Annotated in this window: 19 protein-coding genes; 7 read left to right on the forward strand and 12 right to left on the reverse strand. The window is 60.1% G+C overall.

Annotated elements, in window-relative coordinates; translation table 11 throughout:
• Positions 1 to 32: 32 nt before the first annotated feature.
• Complete coding sequence (locus KHO30_RS24820; RefSeq protein WP_211702640.1) at positions 33 to 1,283, reverse strand: D-amino acid dehydrogenase; 1,251 nt, start codon at positions 1,281 to 1,283, stop codon at positions 33 to 35.
• A 168-nt stretch (positions 1,284 to 1,451) separates the two neighbouring features.
• A complete protein-coding gene (locus KHO30_RS24825; protein WP_211702641.1) occupies positions 1,452 to 2,531 on the reverse strand; it encodes a GlxA family transcriptional regulator in 1,080 nt (359 codons plus the stop codon).
• A gap of 319 nt (positions 2,532 to 2,850) precedes the next feature.
• Here KHO30_RS24825 and KHO30_RS24830 point away from each other — a divergent pair, with 319 nt between their 5' ends.
• Positions 2,851 to 3,975: a branched-chain amino acid ABC transporter substrate-binding protein gene (locus KHO30_RS24830; protein WP_200564978.1), complete on the forward strand. Its 1,125-nt coding sequence runs from the start codon at positions 2,851 to 2,853 to the stop codon at positions 3,973 to 3,975.
• Positions 3,976 to 4,062: 87 nt separating this feature from the next.
• Here the strand turns inward: KHO30_RS24830 and KHO30_RS24835 are convergent, their stop codons facing one another.
• Positions 4,063 to 5,094 (reverse strand): NAD(P)H-quinone oxidoreductase, encoded by a 1,032-nt coding sequence (locus KHO30_RS24835; protein WP_211702642.1) that lies wholly within the window; start codon positions 5,092 to 5,094, stop codon positions 4,063 to 4,065.
• Between the two features lie 151 nt (positions 5,095 to 5,245).
• Here KHO30_RS24835 and KHO30_RS24840 point away from each other — a divergent pair, with 151 nt between their 5' ends.
• Positions 5,246 to 6,130 carry a LysR family transcriptional regulator gene (locus KHO30_RS24840; RefSeq protein WP_211702643.1) on the forward strand — a complete coding sequence of 295 codons (885 nt, stop codon included), beginning with the start codon at positions 5,246 to 5,248 and terminating at the stop codon, positions 6,128 to 6,130.
• A 14-nt stretch (positions 6,131 to 6,144) separates the two neighbouring features.
• On the opposite strand, the gene KHO30_RS24845 is transcribed toward KHO30_RS24840, so the two are convergent.
• The 7 genes from KHO30_RS24845 to KHO30_RS24875 all read right to left on the reverse strand — a co-directional run bounded on the left by KHO30_RS24845 (position 6,145) and on the right by KHO30_RS24875 (position 12,556).
• Entirely contained in the window at positions 6,145 to 6,606 is a 462-nt protein-coding gene (locus tag KHO30_RS24845; RefSeq protein WP_211702644.1) for a MarR family winged helix-turn-helix transcriptional regulator, read from the reverse strand.
• Positions 6,607 to 6,852: 246 nt separating this feature from the next.
• Entirely contained in the window at positions 6,853 to 7,125 is a 273-nt protein-coding gene (locus tag KHO30_RS24850; protein ID WP_211702645.1) for a hypothetical protein, read from the reverse strand.
• Positions 7,126 to 7,195: 70 nt separating this feature from the next.
• Positions 7,196 to 7,642 (reverse strand): Ohr family peroxiredoxin, encoded by a 447-nt coding sequence (locus tag KHO30_RS24855; RefSeq protein WP_200619863.1) that lies wholly within the window; start codon positions 7,640 to 7,642, stop codon positions 7,196 to 7,198.
• 216 nt (positions 7,643 to 7,858) lie between these two features.
• Positions 7,859 to 9,679 carry a sensor histidine kinase gene (locus tag KHO30_RS24860; protein ID WP_234486762.1) on the reverse strand — a complete coding sequence of 607 codons (1,821 nt, stop codon included), beginning with the start codon at positions 9,677 to 9,679 and terminating at the stop codon, positions 7,859 to 7,861.
• Positions 9,676 to 10,767, reverse strand: coding sequence for an ABC transporter substrate-binding protein (locus KHO30_RS24865; RefSeq protein ID WP_234487969.1), 1,092 nt, complete (start codon positions 10,765 to 10,767; stop codon positions 9,676 to 9,678). Before KHO30_RS24865 ends, KHO30_RS24860 begins: the two co-directional genes overlap by 4 nt.
• A 295-nt stretch (positions 10,768 to 11,062) precedes the next feature.
• The gene (locus tag KHO30_RS24870; protein ID WP_093633142.1) at positions 11,063 to 11,326 is read right to left on the reverse strand and encodes a hypothetical protein; all 264 of its coding nucleotides are present in this window, start codon (positions 11,324 to 11,326) and stop codon (positions 11,063 to 11,065) included.
• 243 nt (positions 11,327 to 11,569) lie between these two features.
• Positions 11,570 to 12,556, reverse strand: coding sequence for a helix-turn-helix domain-containing protein (locus KHO30_RS24875; protein ID WP_211702646.1), 987 nt, complete (start codon positions 12,554 to 12,556; stop codon positions 11,570 to 11,572).
• A gap of 94 nt (positions 12,557 to 12,650) precedes the next feature.
• Between KHO30_RS24875 and KHO30_RS24880 the strand changes: the two genes are divergently transcribed.
• The 4 genes from KHO30_RS24880 to KHO30_RS24895 all read left to right on the forward strand — a co-directional run bounded on the left by KHO30_RS24880 (position 12,651) and on the right by KHO30_RS24895 (position 16,846).
• Positions 12,651 to 13,895: a DUF1479 domain-containing protein gene (locus tag KHO30_RS24880; protein WP_211702647.1), complete on the forward strand. Its 1,245-nt coding sequence runs from the start codon at positions 12,651 to 12,653 to the stop codon at positions 13,893 to 13,895.
• Between the two features lie 103 nt (positions 13,896 to 13,998).
• Positions 13,999 to 15,246 carry an ABC transporter substrate-binding protein gene (locus KHO30_RS24885; RefSeq protein WP_211702648.1) on the forward strand — a complete coding sequence of 416 codons (1,248 nt, stop codon included), beginning with the start codon at positions 13,999 to 14,001 and terminating at the stop codon, positions 15,244 to 15,246.
• Between the two features lie 98 nt (positions 15,247 to 15,344).
• A complete protein-coding gene (locus KHO30_RS24890) occupies positions 15,345 to 16,373 on the forward strand; it encodes an aldo/keto reductase (RefSeq protein ID WP_211702649.1) in 1,029 nt (342 codons plus the stop codon).
• A 41-nt stretch (positions 16,374 to 16,414) separates the two neighbouring features.
• Positions 16,415 to 16,846: an SRPBCC family protein gene (locus tag KHO30_RS24895; protein WP_200652253.1), complete on the forward strand. Its 432-nt coding sequence runs from the start codon at positions 16,415 to 16,417 to the stop codon at positions 16,844 to 16,846.
• Between the two features lie 17 nt (positions 16,847 to 16,863).
• Here KHO30_RS24895 and KHO30_RS24900 read toward each other — a convergent pair whose 3' ends face one another.
• Together KHO30_RS24900 and KHO30_RS24905 are read right to left on the reverse strand one after the other, a co-directional pair.
• On the reverse strand, positions 16,864 to 17,604 hold the full coding sequence (locus KHO30_RS24900; RefSeq protein ID WP_211702650.1) for an SDR family NAD(P)-dependent oxidoreductase: 741 nt from the start codon (positions 17,602 to 17,604) through the stop codon (positions 16,864 to 16,866).
• A 68-nt stretch (positions 17,605 to 17,672) separates the two neighbouring features.
• Positions 17,673 to 18,257, reverse strand: a complete 585-nt coding sequence (locus tag KHO30_RS24905) for a TetR/AcrR family transcriptional regulator (protein ID WP_211702651.1) — start codon at positions 18,255 to 18,257, stop codon at positions 17,673 to 17,675.
• A gap of 91 nt (positions 18,258 to 18,348) precedes the next feature.
• Between KHO30_RS24905 and KHO30_RS24910 the strand changes: the two genes are divergently transcribed.
• Positions 18,349 to 18,879, forward strand: coding sequence for a GNAT family N-acetyltransferase (locus KHO30_RS24910; protein ID WP_244864126.1), 531 nt, complete (start codon positions 18,349 to 18,351; stop codon positions 18,877 to 18,879).
• The last annotated feature ends 179 nt before the right edge of the window (positions 18,880 to 19,058 follow it).

Here is a 19,058-nt window from a genome sequence, read left to right on the forward strand (position 1 = left end):
GAAGTCGATGATGTTTTGAAGGGGGAGCGGCATCAATGCGAAAGGGCAAATGCGCTGCGCAGTTCCTGGCCGTTGCTGCCTGCCAGCCACTGCGCCAGCAGCGTCGCCGAACCCGTCGCAAGTGTGAAACCGAGCGCACCATGGCCGACGTTGAGCCACAGATTGCGGTAGCGCGTCGGCCCGACGATCGGCGTGCCGCGTGGCGTTGCGGGGCGCAAGCCGATCCATTCACTACCCGCGGAAGATCTGGCGACGTCGGGATACATGGCAGCCGCCTCCGCTCGCAGCGTTGCAAGACGTGAGCGATCAGGTTCGAGCGAATAGCCGTCGATATCGGCAATGCCCGCAACGCGTAGCCGCTCGCCGAGCCGGGCATAAACCACCTTGCGGCTAAAGTCGGTGATGCTCACATGGGGCGCGGCCGTCTGTGCTTGCAGGTCGAACGTCAGGCTGTAGCCTTTGAGCGGATAGATCGGCACACGGATGCCGATCGGCTTCAGTAGCCATGCCGCAGCCGAGCCTAATGCGACGACGACATGATCGGCCGCGAGCGGCGCACCGTTGCTCCAGGCTTCAACGCTACCGCTTGCCGTAAGCCTCAGACAATCGATCGATGTGTTCATCAGGAAGTGCACGCCGCGAGCGCGCAGCAATGCTTCGAGGCTCTTGCAGAAGCGTTCGCAATCAGCCGTGTCTTCGCTCGGCGTATGGATGCCGCCCGCGAGAAATGGACGCAGATGCGCGAGCGTCGGTTCGAGTTCGACGCACGCGTCGGCGCTCAGCGCCTTTTGTTCGCAGCCGAGCGTGCGCTGGAATTCAAGCAGCTTGATCGCGCTCTGCATCTCGCTCGAGTCACGATGCAGCACGAGCTTGCCCGAACGGACGAAGTCGAAGTCGAGCGCCGGTTCGGCGGCGATCAGTTCGTGGATCAGCGTCCGGCTCAGGAACGACAGCGACAGCAGTTTGCGTGTCGTGAATTCGCTTTGTTCACGCGTGCATGCCGACAGAAATTCGAAGCACCAGCGCCACTGTTCGGTGCTCAGCTTTGGGCGGAAACGCACCGGTGAATTACCGCGCGTGAGCCAGTGTGGCAGCTTCGAGACGACACCGGGGCCGGCGAGCGGCGCGACATAGCTATACGACAACTGGCCGCCGTTGCCAGAACTGGTTTCGCTCGCTACGTCCGGATGCCGATCCGCGACGGTTACGTCGTGGCCGGCGCGGCTCAGGTAATACGCACTCGACAAGCCAATGACGCCCGCACCGAGGATCAATATCCGCATACAGCTGCACTCGCTTTTTCGTGTGTTTGCAGGGAGGCCATGTGCCGCGGGTGCGTCGTCAGCCCTTTGACTGGACTGTACGGCGCCACCGATGCGCCGAATTGCATTGATCTGCCGGAAAGTAGAAGAATCGCGACAGGCTTGCGAATAGCAGGGCGGCGGAATGGATCAGGCGGCGGCCGCGCCACGCGATGCGCGCAGCTTGCCAGGCGTCACGCCGTAGGCCTCGCGAAACACACGGATGAAATGCGCGGAGTCCGCAAAGCCGCACTCGTAGGCGATATCGGTGATCTTGCGCGCCGTATTGACCAGCATCCAGCGCGCGTAACGCAGTCGCATCCGCCGGTAAAACTCGTTTGGCGATGTGTTCATCTCGGTCGCAAACGCGCGCTCGAGATTGCGCACACTGGTGCCGATCATCTTCGCAATGACCACGATGTTCAATGGTGCTTCGAGGTTCTCTTCCATCAGCAGCACCGCGTGACGCACGGTTGCATCTTCCACCGACAGGTAGCCGAGCGCCGCGCGCCGCTCGACGAACGAGGAGCCGCCCTGGCGGCTAACCGTCATCTGATGGATCACTTTTGACGCACGGTCAGGCCCGCAGTGCAGGCTGATCAGGCGCGCGGCCATCTCGACCACGGAAATGCCGCCCGCGCAGGTAATGCGCGTGCCGTCGATCAGGTAATCGGCGTGGGTCACGACGCGCAGCGCCGGGAACATGTGCCGGTAATCGTCGAGGTGAAAGCTGTGCACGCAGGCAACATGGTCTTCCATCAGGCCGGCACGCGCCAGAACGAAGCTGCCCGTGCACATGCCGATGAGCGGAACGCCCGCCTCGGCAGCCTGTTTCAGATAGTCCCAGTAGCGCCGGTCGACTTGATCGAGGTGGGGAAGCAGGCCGCCGATCACGACGAGATAGTCGAATTGCGCGACATCTGGAAACGTGGACTGCGCCTGCACTGGAATGCCGCAGCTCGCTTCGACCGATTCGCCCTGTGCGCCGACGATAGTCCACAGGCAGCGTAGCTGACGGCTCTGGTCGCCGCGGTCCGCTGCGTGACGTAGCGCGTCACACAGGCCGCCCAGCGAAAGCATTGGAAAGCGTGGCCACAACAGGATGCCGACGCTCAGTTCCGCGCCTGAACGGCTCGGGCGCGCCTGAAGCGTGCGCGGCAGCGCGTCCAGTTGTTCGACCAGTTGGTGAGCAGTCTGGGTTACCTGACTGGAATTGTCGGCAGTGGTCATGCGCGAACTCGAGGGCGGATCGCCCAGATTATACGGCGACGCCCGGCGAATCAGTCCGAGGCGGCCTTGCCGCAATTCTTCTATTTTCCGGCAGATCAATGCAATCCGGGCGCATTGTGGCTGCATAAATTCAAACCCGCTAACGAACGACGCCGCACTGTGGGGTGCGAACGATCCGGCGAAGGCAGGCACACCGTCCGCATTGCTGGCACAAACGGCCGCGTGTTTCCGATCGGCGGGCGGCCGTTAGCGTCCGTTCCGACCATTACAACTTCTTTTCGGGTGAAGCATGAGCACAAGCACAGTCTTGGGTCGCGGTATGGCGACCGTCTGCATTCTGGGAGTATCGGCGGCCGCTGCAGTGGGCGTCGCCCGTGCCGACGAGATGGTGAAGATCGGCGAAGCCGCACCCGTGACGGGGCCGGCCTCGTATCTTGGCAAGGACACCGAGAACGGCGCGCGGCTCGCGATCGAGGAGATCAACCAGACGGGCCTCGTGATCGGTGGAAAGAAGGTGACGCTGGTGTTCGATGCGCAGGACGATGCGGGCGACCCGCGTCAGGCCACCCAGGTCGCACAGAAGCTGGTGGACGACAAGGTCGTCGCGGTGGTCGGCCACATGCAGTCCGGCTCGACGATTCCGGCCTCGAAGATCTATAGCGATGCAGGCATCGCGCAGGTGTCGCCGTCCGCGACGAATCCCGCCTATACGCAGCAGGGCTTCAAGACGGCGTATCGCGTGGTCGCGACCGATGCCCAGCAAGGGCCAACGCTCGCCGACTATGCGGCGAAAACGCTGAAAGTCAAAACGGTCGCCATCGTCGATGACTCGACCGCATACGGCCAGGGTCTAGCCGTGGAATTCGAAAAGCAGGCGAAAGCCAACGGCATTACGGTGCTGTCGCACGACGCGAGCACTGACAAGGCTGTCGATTTCCGCGCGATTCTCACCAAGATCAAGGGCGAAAAGCCGGACGCGATCATGTATGGCGGCCTCGATGGTACGGGCGGTCCGTTCGCGAAACAGGCGAAGCAGTTGGGCATGACGATGAAAGTGCTGGCCGGCGACGGCTTGTGCGCCGACGATCTCGCGAAACTTGCGGGCGATGCGGCCGACAACGTAATTTGCTCGATCGCCGGCGCGCCGCTGTTGAAGATGAGCGGTGGGCCGGCGTTCGTCGAGCGCTACAAGAAGCGCTTCGGTTACGCGCCGGTTCTGAACTCACCGTTCGCGTACGACGCGGTGGGTGTCATCATCGATGCGATGAAGCGCGCGCAATCAACCGAGCCGGCAAAAATCCTTGCTGCCATGCCTGCGACCGATCATCAGGGCGTGCTCGGAGAAACGCAGTTCGATGCGAAGGGCGATCTGAAGCACGGTGTGATTTCGCTCTACAAATACGTCGGAGGCAAGCAGGCGCTGCTCGGCGTTGTGGAGCAATGAGCGGATTTGCGGGTTGTGCTTTGCCGAGCGCTTAAAGTCACCTGTCAGTGCGCGGATGCGCCCGGCATTTACTGCACCACGCAATCTTCAGCCAATGAGATCGGCACCTGTCGTCAAGACAATCTTTCCAAAGTGGGTGCCGGAGTCGATCAGCTCGTGAGCGCCGCGAGCGTCGGCCAGTGCGAAGGTCTTGTAGACAACCGGTTTGATCTTGCCACTCTCGAAGTGCGGCCAGACATGCTGCTCGAGTTCATTGACGATAGCCGCCTTGTCCGCGGAGGTGCGCGATCGCAATGTCGAGCCCATATGCGTCAGACGTTTCGTCAGCATCGGCACGAGGTTAAGATCCTTCGCCGGTCCCTTGATCACGCCCACCTGGAGGATCCGTCCGTCCATGGCTGCGGCCTCATAGTTTCTCGCCACGTAGTCGCCGGCAATGATGTCGAGGATCACGTCGACGCCTCTTTCATCGGTAAACCGCTTTGTTTCGGCGACGAAATCTTCCTCGCGGTATTCGATCGCGAGGTCTGCGCCGAGCGCCAGACTGGCCTCCCGATGTGCCTGCGAGCCCACTGTCGTGATGATTTTCGCCGCACCGAATGCCTTCGCCAGCATGGTCGCCGTGGTACCGATGCCTGACGCGCCGCCGTGGATCAACACCGATTCGCCGGCAACCAGCTTGCCGCGCTGGAACAGATTCAGCCATACCGTCATGAACGTTTCGGGCATGGCGCCCGCTTCCACCAACGTCAGGCCTTTGGGGATATGCATCGTGTTGCAGGCGTGCGCGACGGCATATTCCGCGTAGCCACCGCCGGGAATCAATGCGCACACCAGGTCGCCGATCTGGAATTGGGACACGTCGGCGCCGACGGCCACCACCTGACCTGCCACTTCCAGCCCTGGAATGTCCGAAGCGCCGGGGGGCGGATCATACAGCCCTTTGCGCTGGAAAACGTCTGGGCCGTTCACGGCAGCCGCGTGGATGCGAATCAGAACCTGATCGGCGTCCGGCACCGGCACCGGGCGCGTGGTCGGCACCAGGACCTCAGGACCGCCGGGCTGTTTGATTTCAATCGCCGTCATGGTCGACGGCACACGATAAGTTGAAGCAGACATGGATACCACTCCTTCGTTTGATGAGGCTCGATTGATCCGGTCGGATCACTTGGCGAGGAACTCTTGAGTTCAGTATAGGCATCGACATTGATGAATAAACGCAGCATTATTCATGTAGTGAGATGCAAATTTGCATCAGGAGGGTGGCACGATGAACTGGGACGACGCGCGAGTGTTTCTCGCGGTGGAGCGCGAAAAAACGCTCCGCGGAGCGGCCAGAACGCTCAATCTCGATCAGGCGACGGTCGGCAGGCGGATTGCGGCGCTGGAGCACGCCCTGCGGGCAACGCTCTTCCTGCGCACCTCTGAGGGTTACGCGTTGACTGCGGCAGGGGAGGCCGCGCTGAGATCAGCGGAGAAAATGGAACACTCCGCGCACGAATTCGTCAGACGAACTCAGGGCACGGATACACGGCTTGCGGGGGACGTAAGAGTCACCAGCACGGACTCGATCGCGCTCGATTTTCTGCTGCCCGCCATCGAACGCCTGCATGCTGCGCATCCCGAAGTGCGGGTCCTGCTGGACACGTCGACGTGCATGCTGAATCTGGCAAAGCGTGAAGCGGATATCGCGGTCCGGTCAGTCAGGCCGGACAATCCCGATCTTGTCGCGCGGCGCCTGGCGCGCTGGCCTATGGCGCTCTTTGCATCGAACGCGTATCTCGAGCAGCACGGCAGGCCCGTTCCAGGCTCCGCATTCGAGGGCCACGATCTTGTCGTCTATCAGGGAAGCTGGACCGGTAATCGACCGCCAACTCTTGCAGGCGAACCGGTTCACGCTGGGCGCATCGTATCGACCTTCAATTCCAGTCTTATGCTGCGTACCGCGGTAAGGGCCGGCATCGGTATCGGTGAGCTTCCGATCCATCTGGCTGAACGGGACGGCCTCGTGCAGCTATGGCCGGAACCCACACGTGGGGCGGTCTATGAAACCTGGCTCGTTACGCATCAAGACCTTCGGCATACCGCGCGCATCGCAGCCATGATTGACGGCATCGTCTCCGCGTTCGAAGATCCCACGACCCACACAAACTAGTCACGCACGAGCGCTCATTCGTCGTCCTGGACTGACTTGATCAGATTGTTTCGCAACGTCACGATTGCCTTCTGCATATTCTCGAACTCGTCGGGCGCGAGGCCCGTTGCTTCGACGACGTCCATTTTCAGGGCCTTTTCGCGCAAGCGTCGTCCGCTTTTCGTCAGACTGACACGCACCTGACGTTCGTCTTCTGGATCGCGCAGCCTTTCCAGATAACCCATTACCTCAAGCTTCTTCAGGATCGGCGTAAGCGTGTTGGATTCGAGAAACAGTTTCTCGCCCAGTCCGCCGACGGTCTGATGGTCTGTCTCCCACAGCGCAATGATCGTGATGTATTGCGTGTAAGTGAGCCCGAGTTCCTCGAGTATCGGCTTGTACGCCTTGCCGAACGCCAGGTTCGCGGAGTAGATCGCAAAGCACAGATAGTCGGAGAGCATTCGATTTGCGGGTTCAGGTTGATCGATGGATTTCATCTGTATCCTCTTTGGCTGGAGCCTGATGTTTCACAAGACGTACGAAGCGATATGTATCGTATGCGATTATATCGCAATGTAGTGAAAGTCGGACTGCTGCCTTATAGCGTGCAACTTGGTGGTCAATTTCACCGGCCCGCTATTTCGCATCGTAGAGGTCTTGCGGCGGCGCCCTCCCTGGCGCTGTGGTCGCCGCGCATGAGCAACGGAAATGCGCGACGGCCCTGCGGCGAGAGGGCACGCGATCTAGCGATGCGCGTACAGGCTATCGCGCGGCGTCACGGCGACATGGCTGCCCGCCTGGGAGAGTCCGGCGACTACGCCGCCATATGCCTCTTGCGATGCAGTTACGTCGTTGCGTTCGGCAGCGACGGTTCGCGCGCTCTGACCGCTTTGCGACGCCGGTGCGCCGACCGAGGGCTTGTAGAACGGGGCTGGTCCATAGCCGCTGGCGAACGCGGGTGCGGTGGCGAATGCCGAAACGGCGACGAGCAGTGCAACGATGAGCTTGGTCTTCATGATGGAAATTCCTTAGAAAAATGTTCGGTGAAGGGCGCGTGCTTGAGTGAGATGCATGTGCCTTGATGGATTACGCCGTGACGACATTCAGGCCGATTTCGATGTTGCCGTGCACAGCCTTCGAGTAGGGGCAGATCTGATGGGCCAGGTGCGCGACTGCCTCGACGACTTCCGTTTCCAGGCCGGGTGCGCGGATGGTGAACTCGGCGCCGAGGAACCACGCGGCGCCGGTTTGCCCAATGTTTACCTGGATGTCCACGGAATAGTCGGACGGCAGCGTGACCTTCTTCAGCGAGGCCGCAATCTGGAACGCGCTGGTGTAACAGGCCGACCACGCGCCCGCAAACAACTGCTCGGCTATCGGGTGCGGCTCGGTGGCGATGAACTCGAGGTTTTCGACGCCAGACGCCGACAGCTTGAGGTCGAGGACGCCAAACTCGCCGCGCTGGAGATTGGGGTCGCGATTAACGGTGGCGTGGCTGTTGCCTGAGAGGAGGATTTGGTCGATCTTGGCCATGATGGATTCCTTTGCGAATAAGGGTGTCAAGGTGCTTTAAATCGTATGCGATGTAATCGCATGCGTCGCATGATGCGGGAAAGAGCGACGAATGTCAATCGCAAAAGATTAAATCGCATGCGATATTTATAGGGAATGAACGAAGATCCCCCGCGGGCAAAATGCGAAGCGCCCGGCTGCCCGTGGCATTTCACGCCACAGGTGTGCTGGTCCGGATTACGTGACAATCACGGCATCATCCCGAACGAATAGCCGCACGACAGAACCGGAATCGGGCGTGCTCTCGATGAACAGCTTCGCGTCGATCAGCCTGGCGCGCTCGGCCATGCCCTGCAGTCCGTACGAGTAGCCGGCCCGTGCGGTAACCATATCGAAGCCTCGGCCGTCATCGCAGATGGTCACTTCGACACCCGCTTCGCTGTTGACCAGGGTCACATCGACACGCGACGCACCGGCATGACGGGCCACGTTGGTCAGCGACTCCTGCACGATACGGAATAGCGCTGTGGCGCGGAAATCCGAGAAAGTCGGTTCGGAACCCGTGACGTTGAAGTGACAGGGAATGTGAGTATGGCGGGTGAAATCCTCCGCGAGCCATTCCAGCGCGGAGGCGAGGCCGAAATTCAGTGCGACTGGCCGAAGGTGACTGGCCACATTGCGCACGATCTTGATGGTTTGTTCAACCAGATCGCGCATCTGTTCGGCTTTTTGCATGGCGGCGGAACCTGTCGTCAGTTGCATCCTCAGCAACGACAGGTCCATTTTCAACGCGGTCAGCAACTGGCCGAGTTCGTCGTGAACTTCCATCGCGATGTGCTTCCTTTCCTCCTCGCGAATGGCTTCCAGATGCGCGGACAACTGCTGCAGCTGTTCGCGCGACGCCAGCAGTTCCAGCTCGGTCCGCTTGCGCACCACGACTTCGAGTTCGAGCTGGTCGCGATGGCGTCGCAGGCTTTCCACTGCATGCTTGCGGGCCGTCATGTCGGTCAGCAGGCCTTCAAGTCCCCTCAGGCTACCGTCGTCGCTTGTCGCGCCTCGTGCGTTTAGCTGAACCCAGATGGGTGTGCCGTCGAGACGCTGCAACTGCAGTTCGAGCCCCACGATCTCACCCTGCGTGCGCAGAATTTCGAACAGGGTTGCAATCTGCTCCGGCGAGAACGGCTGTTTGTGGGCGGCGCTCGCGGCGGCCTCGATCAGGTCGGGCACGTCACGATAGCCGAGCAGTTGTGCCATTGCCGGATTGGCTTCATCCAGTTGCCCGTTCCGATCGAGCAGGAAGATACCCTCGAGGGCATTCTCAACGATGCTGCGGTATTTCCGTTCACTGGCGCGCAGACTTACCGTCGATTCCTGAAGGCGGTCAGCCATGACATTGACGCGCAAGGCGAGCCGGCCTAACTCATCGCCCGACTCAACTGTGCAGCGCGCACGAAGGTCGCCGCTCGCGATACGGTCGACCATTTCCTCAAGACGGTTGATCGGGCTGCGCACCATGCGCTTGAGGAGCAGGAAGGTCGCTGCGTAGAGCACGGCAACGACGGCCGTGATCATGGCGAGAATCGCCCGGCGGGCGTCGCTGATCGCCTGTTCTGCCACCGCCTTCGTCAGGACGACACGAACCTCGCCGATCTTTTCCCTTGGCGCATTGCCGGGTGGGGTGTATTCAATCGCCCTGACACGCACCACGCTGTCGGCAGGTTTCGGCTGAACGGCTTTCCCCGCGGTGGACACTGTACCGTAGCCCACCGCGGTGACGGTGAATTGGGCCACTTCGGGATTCGGTGCGAGCGCGGCAAGCTGGCCGTTGATCGCGCCCAGATCGATGTTCCACAAAGGTTGCGCGAGCGATTGGCTGAACAGGTCGGCAATCCGGGTGGCACGCTCCTCCAGCGCAGTGAGCCGGCGCTGCCGTTCGTGCGCGACCAGCGCATACGCCGACGTGCCGGCCACGATCGCGACAAGTATGACGAGCGCCAGCATCAGCTTGGTGTGCAAACTGGGCGAGGGCAGCGCGAGCCGTGGGGACAGACGCATCATGAAGCCCTGGACGCCGTGTCCAGAAGATATTGGAGATTGAAATCGTAGGGGCCCGGACGCGGGGACCGGGTTTTCGAGTACTGGCCAAAGTCGAGTATCGCTCCGCTCCGGAAAACAAGGTCGGCATAGCGGGGGGCGTTCTCGCGATGGATCACGGTCAGAAAGTCGAGCTTCTGGCGCAGACCTCCGTTCGTGGCAAAGTCGTTGCCCTGATTGTGATCGTGCAACAGAACCATCGCCCAGGCGCCGAGGAAGTAGTCGCCTGCCATCATGGCAGCGAGGCTGCCGTCAGCCACCCTGGCCAGTGCCTCCTGCAACGCACCTATGCCGCCTACCAGAACGCGCGCATTGCGCGCTTTGACGGCGTCCAGCGCCCCAAGCGTCATCGCGTCGTTGGCGGCCCAGATCACATTGGCATCCGGATAGCGGGCGAGAAGCACGCGTGCCTTCTGATCGCTGTCGGCGTAGCTCCAGTCGCTGAAGACCAGTTGGCAGGTGTGCGCATTCGAAGCGTGAAACAGGTAGTCGTCAACACCGGCGGCGCGCTCCAGCGAGACCGGCGTGCTCGGGTCTCCCGTAATACCGATCACCTGCGCCCCGTGCTGGCCCAGTTGTTGATACAGAAATTGCATCAGCCGGTACCCGGCGCGCTCGGCGTTTGCCGTCACCGTGCCGATCCAGTTCGGGATCCGTTCCCGTTCATTGCCGACCGCGTGGCGCTGCTCAGACGTCAGGTCGTTGTGGATGAGCAGCACCTTGGCCGGCGAGCGCGCCAGTGTTTTGAGCATCTGCTGTGCGGCCATCTTTTCGTTGACGATGACGACGTAGTCCGGCGCGTCGGCGCGTCGCGCAACGTCTTCTGCCTGGCGCTGCATCAATAGATGGTCACGTTCCGCGTACAGCACCTCCAGTTGCATATCTAGGGTGCGCGCCGCCATTGTCATGAATCGGGAGACCAGTTGCCAATGCTGCCCCGTACCGCGTTGCACAGCCTCGCCGGGGTTGAGGAACACCACACGCGGCGCGCGCGTCGTGGCGAAAACGCGGCCGGACACACCGGTCAGGCCGGCATACGCGCAGGTGAGCAACGCTTGCCTACGATTCATAAGACCATTCACTTGATTGCCGTCGGGACGCGCGGTTGCGCGCCGTGCAAGGATCGCGGTCAGGCGACGGACACGGCAATGCACATTCTACGTGCCAGGCTGGCGTTGGCAATATTCGCCCGGGATAGACCGGCTTTCGTGATATTGCTTTGAACGGGAGATTGCGGACTGAATCGACCGCTCACGTTTTTGATGGCAATCTGCTGCTGCCTTCTGTTTTCGCAAAAAAAACGGGCCGCGAGGCCCGTAACAACAGTTCGGTTGCTATGCGATGCTGTTAGCACTCGCCCTTTTTAGCGTGTCCGGGAGGGCAGTGGCCATGATCACCATGGTGGTGGTGATGTTCCTCCCATTCCTGGCGTTCCCAGTAGCGATGACCGTCGTAGTATCTGTCCCCATGCCAGCCAATGACAACCGGTGCCTGGGCGACCACTACGGGGGCAGGCGTGCCGATATTGACGTCTACGTTAACTGCATTGGCCACGCCGGATAGGCCAATTCCCAAGCTCGCGACCAACGTTGCCAAGAGAGGATATTTCATGCCGTACTCCAAAATAGAATTCTATGAATGCACTTGGCCTGTCGCCGCAGTGACGGTGCACGGCATGTAATTCGCCGATCCTCCGTAAACGGGAAATGCTGCGATGTCGTTGACGAGGTTTTCTCAGGCAGTGTGTCATTTGATAAAAGTTAACACGATGCCCGATGCGGGCTAACGTCCGTGATGTTGCTCGCCGAACGCCATCGAAGGTCGGAAACGGGGCGCAGATTGCTATCTGCGGGATCAGGCGCGGGACTGGCCAGCCATCTCTTCCACGTTTCGCTCACTGGCTAGTTTCCGCTTCTTTTGGAGTGACGGAGACCGTTCGGTCAAGCGCGCCGCTGCGTCCTTATCCGGAGAACCCGCGGCGGCGAACTGCCGTCGATATTCGGCCGGCGTCGCCTGCTTTGCGGCCTTGAACTGTCGATTGAAATTGGCGACGTTCGCGAAGCCCGAACGAGCAGCGATGACGGCAACCGGCATGGCGGTGTCAACCAGCATCCGGCACGCGTGACCAATCCGAACCCGCGTGATATAGCGGCCGACGCTCTCACCGATATGCTGAACAAAGTAACGCGTGAGCGTGCGTTCCGACAGGCTGGCGGCCGCGCAGAGCTCTGACAGTCGCAACGGTTCGGCAAAGCGCGCGTCAATCATCGAAAGGACCCGGTTGATCCGTTCGGGCTCGTGGCCGGATGGTCCGGTGGTTGCCTCGTTGAAAGCACTCGGCGAGGCGAGCGGCTGGCCCGGCGCGTCGGCGAGCGTGCACATAATGTCGAGAGCGGCGCCAAGGCGGTCGCGCGCCACGCTCGACAGCAATTGTTCCAGGCGCTCGCGCATCCATTTGCCGGCAGGTGGCTCGAAGGCCAGCCCACACGCGGCCCTGCGTAACAGCTTGCGCAGCGGTTCATATTCTGGGCAACAGTCCGCCATACGCCGCGCCCAATCGCCGTCGAACCAGATGACGATGGCGACCTGTGGCGAGGATGGATCGATCGAACGATTCGACGCCCAGGTGTGCGGAAGATCTGGCGGCACGAGGACAAGGTCCTCGGCCTCGTATTCGTTGACAGAGTCGCCGATGTAGCGCTTGCCATGGCTGTTCATCGTCAGCGTTAGCTCGTACTCCGGATGGTGATGCCACTCGAACGGAATACGCGGCAGCCGCCGGTGGTAAACCCGCACCGAACAGTCCCCACCGAAGTCGACATGCTCATAGGCTGGTTTCATGGCCGAATACGCAAAAAGATTGCCTGAATAGTATCACCAACGCACGCATGCACGTCATATCCTCGGGGCATACCAAATCCCTATGGAGACAGTCATGGCGTTGAAAATCGACGATTTGCCGAGCGCAATCCGGCAAGCGAAAAAGGAGCTGCGCGCGGCGTTGCCGAACTACCGGCAGGTCTTTGCCGAAGTCGAAGAAGCGATCAGCACCGAGGCGAAGCGAATCGCTGCGCAGCGGGATCGCGGAGAAGACGTCATCCCCGAGATTCAGTTTTCCGACATCGCCGAACAACGCGTCACCGCGGACCAGATCGCGCTCGTCAAGGCGCGCGGTGCATGCGTGATCCGTAATGTTTTTCCCCGTGCGCTGGTGCAGGGTTGGGACGAGGATATTGCCGACTATGTCGAGCGCAATAATCTCGACAAGCACCTGGAAAACCGCGCTGAAGACAAATACTTTGGCCAGCTGGCGTCCAGCAAACCGCAGATCTATGGGGTGTACTGGTCGAAGCCGCAAGTGCTGGCCCGTCAGTCGGCGTCACTAACCGAAGCACGTGTATTCCTGAACCGGCTATGGCGCAATGAGAGCGGCGGTCAGGTGCACTTCGATCCGGAGCGCGTGCCGGTCTATGCCGATCGTCTGCGCCGCCGGCCGCCAGGCTCCGCGTCGCTTGGCCTGTCGGCGCATTGCGACGGCGGGTCAGTCGAGCGCTGGATCGAAAGCAATTTCCGGAAGGTGTATCGCCACGTGTTTGCCGGCAACTGGCGCGACTACGACGCGTTCGATGCGGCTTTCCGACCCGACGTGCAGGAGATCGCGTCGCCGGCCGTATGTTCGATGTTCCGCACCTTCCAGGGCTGGACTGCCCTGACGCCGCAAGGCCCGGGCGACGGCACGCTGCAACTCGTGCCCATCGCCAATTCGATGGTGTACATCCTGCTGCGCGCGCTTCAGGACGATGTCGCCGAGGACGACCTGTGCGGTGCCATGCCTGGACGGGCGCTGTCGATCAAGCCGGAATTTCATGCGCCTTTGTTCGAGGCATTGTCGTCGATTCCCAAAATGGAAGCGGGGGACACCGTGTTCTGGCACAGCGATGTCATCCATGCAGTCGAAGACGAGCACAGGGGAGCGGGTTACAGCAACGTGATGTACATCGCCTCGGCGCCCGCGTGCGCCAAAAACGACGCTTATCTGAAGCGCCAGTTGCCGAGCTTCCTCAAGGGTGAAAGCCCGCCCGATTTTCCTGCTGACCATTTCGAAGTGGATTTCACCGGACGCGCAACGGCTGACGACCTGACACCGCTCGGCAAGTCGCAACTTGGGTTTGATCTGTAGATCGGCAAGGACGTTTGACACGCATTAAAACGGGCACGCATGCGCGTTCGATCTAGCTTCGAATGCGCCGCTCGATCAAATAACGAAGACTTCGGAGACTGCAATGAAACGATCACTCACGTCGCTTGCGACGGGTATTACGCTGCTCGTGGCTGGAACACATGCTGGTTTGGCCGCTGAACAGCTTTCGGTACTGCACTGGTGGACCTCTGGCGGTGAATCGAAAGCGATCCGGGTGTTGAAGGACGATATGACCAAACAGGGCTATGAGTGGAAGGACTTCGCCATAGCGGGAGGAGCGGGCGCGGCGGCCATGACGGCGCTGAAGACGCAGGTCATTTCGGGAAACGCACCATCGGCCGCGCAGATCAAGGGTCCTCTGATTCAGGATTGGGCCGATCAGGACATGTTGGTCAGTGTCGATCAGTCCGCTACCGATTGGAAAGCGCATTCGCCATCGCAGATAGATAGCTCCATGAAGGCAGGCGGTCATTATGTGGCGGCGCCCTTCTCGGTACACCGAATCAACTGGTTGTGGATCAACAAGGCCGACCTTGAAAAAGTTGGGGGCACGGCGCCCACGACATGGCCGGAATTTTTCGCGCTCGCCGACAAATTTCGCGCAGCGGGTATCACACCAGTCGCACATGGTGGCCAGCCATGGCAAGACATGACCATCTGGGAGACGGTCGTGCTCTCCCAGGGGGCGGATTTCTATCGGAAAGCCCTCGTCGATCTTGACCAGAAAACGCTGACTTCGCCGCAGATGGTGCAGGTGTTCGAGATCGTCCAGAAGATCCGCGGCTACTTCGATAAGGGCTACCACGGCCGTGACTGGAATCTCGCAACGGCAATGGTCATCTCCGGCTCGGGCGGCATGCAGTTCATGGGCGACTGGGCGAAGGGCGAATTCGCCAATGCGAACAAGAAGCCAGACACTGACTATATTTGCGCGGCCGCGCCGGGCACATCGAATGCCTACACGTACACCGTGGATTCGTTCGCGTTCTTTCAGCAGAACGGTAAGAAGCAGGCGTCGCCTGGGCAGCTTGCGCTTGCAAAGACGATCATGTCCGTCGATTTCCAGCAGCAGTTCAGTCTCTACAAGGGTTCAATTCCTGTTCGGCTGGACGTTCCCATGGACAAGTTCGATAGCTGCGCCCGGAAGTCATTCGCTGACGAGCAGGCCACGATTAAATCCGGTGCGTTCCTGCCTTCGTTGGCCTTCGGCAACCTTCAGTCTCCGGTTACCGCTGGCGCGATTACCGACGTCTTAACGAATTTCATGAACTCGAACGAGGACCCGAAAGAGGGCGTGCGCAAGCTTGCCGCTGCCGCGAAGATTAAGTAGACGGGCGTTGCGTGGCGGTCGGTTTGGAACCAATGGCTTCGCTCATGGCAGCGGAGTAAGTGCTAAAGCACTTACTCCGCTCGACAAAGGAGATAAAGATGGATCCGGTAGCAAAGCGTAAATGGCCGCGTTCAGGGCTCGAGACTAGCGTGATGGGTTTCGGCGCCGCGCCGATCGGCAACATATTCAGGCCGATTAGTGAAGAGGATTCGGCTGCCTTGATCAAGGCAGCGTGGGACGCCGGCGTGCGCTACTTCGACACCGCGCCGATGTACGGACACGGGTTGAGCGAAGCGCGCTGTGGTCAGGGGCTGCGCTGGTATCCGCGCGACCAGTTTGTGCTGTCCACCAAGGTTGGTCGCCTGCTGAAGCCGCGTAAACGCGCCGAGATCAACTTTGACCCGTGGGTTGACGGGTTACCTTTCGAAACCGTTTTCGACTACAGCTATGACGGCACGATGCGTTCGATCGAAGACAGTCTGCAGCGTCTGGCGCTGGAGCACATCGATATTGCGCTGATTCACGACATCGACGTATTTACACATGGCGAGCGTCAGTCCGAGATGTTCGAGGCGGCGATGGCTGGCGCGTCGAAAGCACTGCTGAAACTCCGTGACGAAGGAGTTGTGAAGGCGGTGGGGCTCGGTGTCAACGAGTGGCAGGTCGCGCACGAAGCGATTCGCCGGCAGGATTTCGACTGCCTGTTGCTGGCTGGACGCTACACCTTGCTCGAGCAGGAGGCGCTGGACGGTTTCCTGCCGCTGTGCGAAGAGCAGCAGGTGTCGGTCATTCTCGGTGGCGGCTACAACAGCGGCATTCTCGCGACGGGTGCGGTGTCAGGCGCGAAATACAACTACGCCCCCGCGCCGGAAGCCATTCTTGAGCGCGTGCGCAAGATCGAGCAGGTATGTCAGGAATACTCGGTGCCGCTCAAAGCGGCGGCGCTGCAATTCGTTCTCGCCCACCCTGCGATCCCGACCAACATCCCCGGCGTGCGTACGGTTGCGCAGCTGGACGACAACCTGCAAACCTTCCGCGCTGAAATTCCACCGGCGTTCTGGGCCGAGCTGAAGCGCCGGGAACTGATCCGGCAAGATGCGCCGACTTCTCCGGTTGATATCCTTTAGCAAGCTCGCATACTATCTGTGCTCTTACTAGAGGATCTCACATGACCGACAGTACGCACGCCACCGCCTCCTATAGCCAGGAGACCACCGCATCGGCAGGAGTAATCTGGGCATTCTTCGAGGCCGTTTCCGGTTGGAAGAATTGGAATACGGGTGTCCACGCCTGTTCTATCGACGGTCCTTTCGCTGTGGGCTCATGGCTAACCATGACGCTTCCTGACCAGGAGGTGATCAGGTCGCAACTCGTCGAAGTCGACGCGCAGCACCTGTTCACAGACGAAACGAGGCTTGGCGACGTTGTGGTTCGCGTGGTGCATGAAATCGAACCACTACCTGGCGGGGGCAATCGCATCAGCTACAAGATCAGCGTAGTCGGAGAAAATGCTCAAGATATTTGCGCTGGCGTTTCTTCCGATTTCCCTGAAGTCTTGTCGGCGCTGGTCGCCCAGGCGGAAAGTCGGACAACGAAGTAGAACAGGCCGCCGGCCGGTCACAGCGCCATACCACCGTCGATGGTGAGGCTGGAGCCGGTCATGTAGCCTGACTCCTTGCGGGCGAGGTAGGCGACCAGACCTGCAATTTCATCCGGATCGCCGGCGCGCTTAAGCGGAATGAGCGGCTTGATCGCCTCGATATGATCGGCGGTCATGTCCGTTACTGTTGGCCCGGGTTGAATGTTGTTGACTGTAATGCCCCGGCTGGCCAGGTCAACGGCGATACCTTTTACCATGACAGCAACCGCAGCCTTCGTCATTGAGTAAACGCTCGAGCCCGGATGTCCGCTACGCACCGCTGTGTTGCTGCCGATCGTAATGATCCGGCCGCCGTCAGTGAGACGCGCAGCCGCAGCCTGGATGGCAATAAAGACACCACGCACGTTGATGTCCAGCATGCGGTCAAGATCTTCCACGCTCACCGTCGCAATGTCGCCAAGCTTCAGGATGCCGGCGTTGACGATGGCGATATCCAGTTTTCCGAAGTGATCCACGGTCTGCGCAACGGCGGCCTTGATCGCTGCCGGATCCGCGCTGTCCGCTTTGATTGCAAGGCCAGATTGTCCGGTGGCGTCAATTGCCCCGACCGTTTCTTTCGCTCGCTCCGGCGCCGACACGTAGGTGATCGCTACATCGGCGCCCTCACTGGCGAGACGTCTCGCTGCAGCCGCGCCAATGCCGCGCGAGCCGCCAAAGACAATGGCAACCTTCCCGGTAAGTCCATAGTTCTCGTTCACTAGTATCTCCGTTGTTGACAGATCAGTCCATAATTGGGCGTGCAGCAACCACGTCAGGCTTTTACTGCCTAGCGCGGTCTGAAACGGTTGATTGCAAATCTGGCCTGTGCGCGCAGATTCCTGGCATCGCTGCCGGCGCGGGCGGCGAGCTGAATACCTTGCATTGTCATCTGCACAAAGGCCGCGGCTTCGCGAGCCTCGATGGTGGGGTCGACCTCTCCGCATGCCTGTCCCTCACGGATGCGTTCGACCAGGCATCTGAAAAGCCTTGGACCTACTTTGCTCCGTAGCATCACAAGCTCCGGATCCGCAGATCCAAATTCACTGACCGCGTTGACATCCATGCATCCGAGTGCACGTATGTCGTCATCGTCAGCAATGAGGCCAAGCAACAGCGCCTCGATACCGCCTAGTGGCGATGCACTGTTTTTCAGGCGCTCCAGGTGGCCGGCATTGCTTTCCCGTTGATATCGCTCCAGCGCTTCGAGGTAGAGCTTCCGTTTGTCACCAAACGCGTTGTAGAGGCTCTGGCGCCCGATATTCATGGCCGTGAGCAGGTCTTCGGTTGAAGTCGAGGCGTAACCTTTCGCCCAGAACACGCGTGTTGCGTGATCCAGTGCCTCGTCGCGATCGAACTCTCTAGGTCTAACCATGACTCGAGGATATGAATTATGGACTGATATGTCAATAACGACGTTTTGCTACTGCTGCAGACGTCGGAGACGGTGCAGTAGGCCTTCTTCGATGCGCGGTATTCTCCGTCATGAAAGAGCTACCATATTCACCACCGCGCTTTCAGTCGAATACTTGCGAAACATGACAATGCATCCCGATCCCCGTCTCGCCATTCTTGCTGACCTTGAAGCTGTCGAGGAAATCGTTCGACAGGCCTACTCGCCTTATATTTCTCGTATCGGGCGGCCGCCGGGACCGATGCTGGATGACTATGAAGTCTTGATCGGCGAGGGCAGAGTCTATGTTGCCGAGCTGGAAGGCGCCATACAGGGCATTGTTGTGCTCATCCCCGAGCAGGACGCGATGCTATTGGACAACGTGGCAGTAGCGCCTTCCGCCAGGGGAACAGGACTAGGTCGCAGCCTGCTGGAATTCGCTGAGCGCTCAGCCAGAGCAGCCGGCTACCGCGTCATCAGGCTCTACACGCACGAGACCATGACGGAAAATATCGCGCTTTACTCTCGCATCGGCTATGCCGAGACGCATCGGGCGGAGGAGAGAGGTTTAAGGCGGGTATTCATGGTTAAGCAACTGGCCTGATCATTGATGATGTCGGTCTCACGTGAGTACTTCTCACGCCTGTGAGCGGGTGGCCCAGCCCGCCAATCAAGGGTTTCTCCGCATCGGCCGAAGCCGACTAAAGTATTGACAGGGATGGCAATTATGCTAGCCTTGCGTTAATTGATTGACTATCAATTAACGCGGGACGCAGGGGATCT

Source organism: Paraburkholderia aspalathi, assembly GCF_905220735.1.
Classification (GTDB): Bacteria; Pseudomonadota; Gammaproteobacteria; order Burkholderiales; family Burkholderiaceae; genus Paraburkholderia; species Paraburkholderia aspalathi.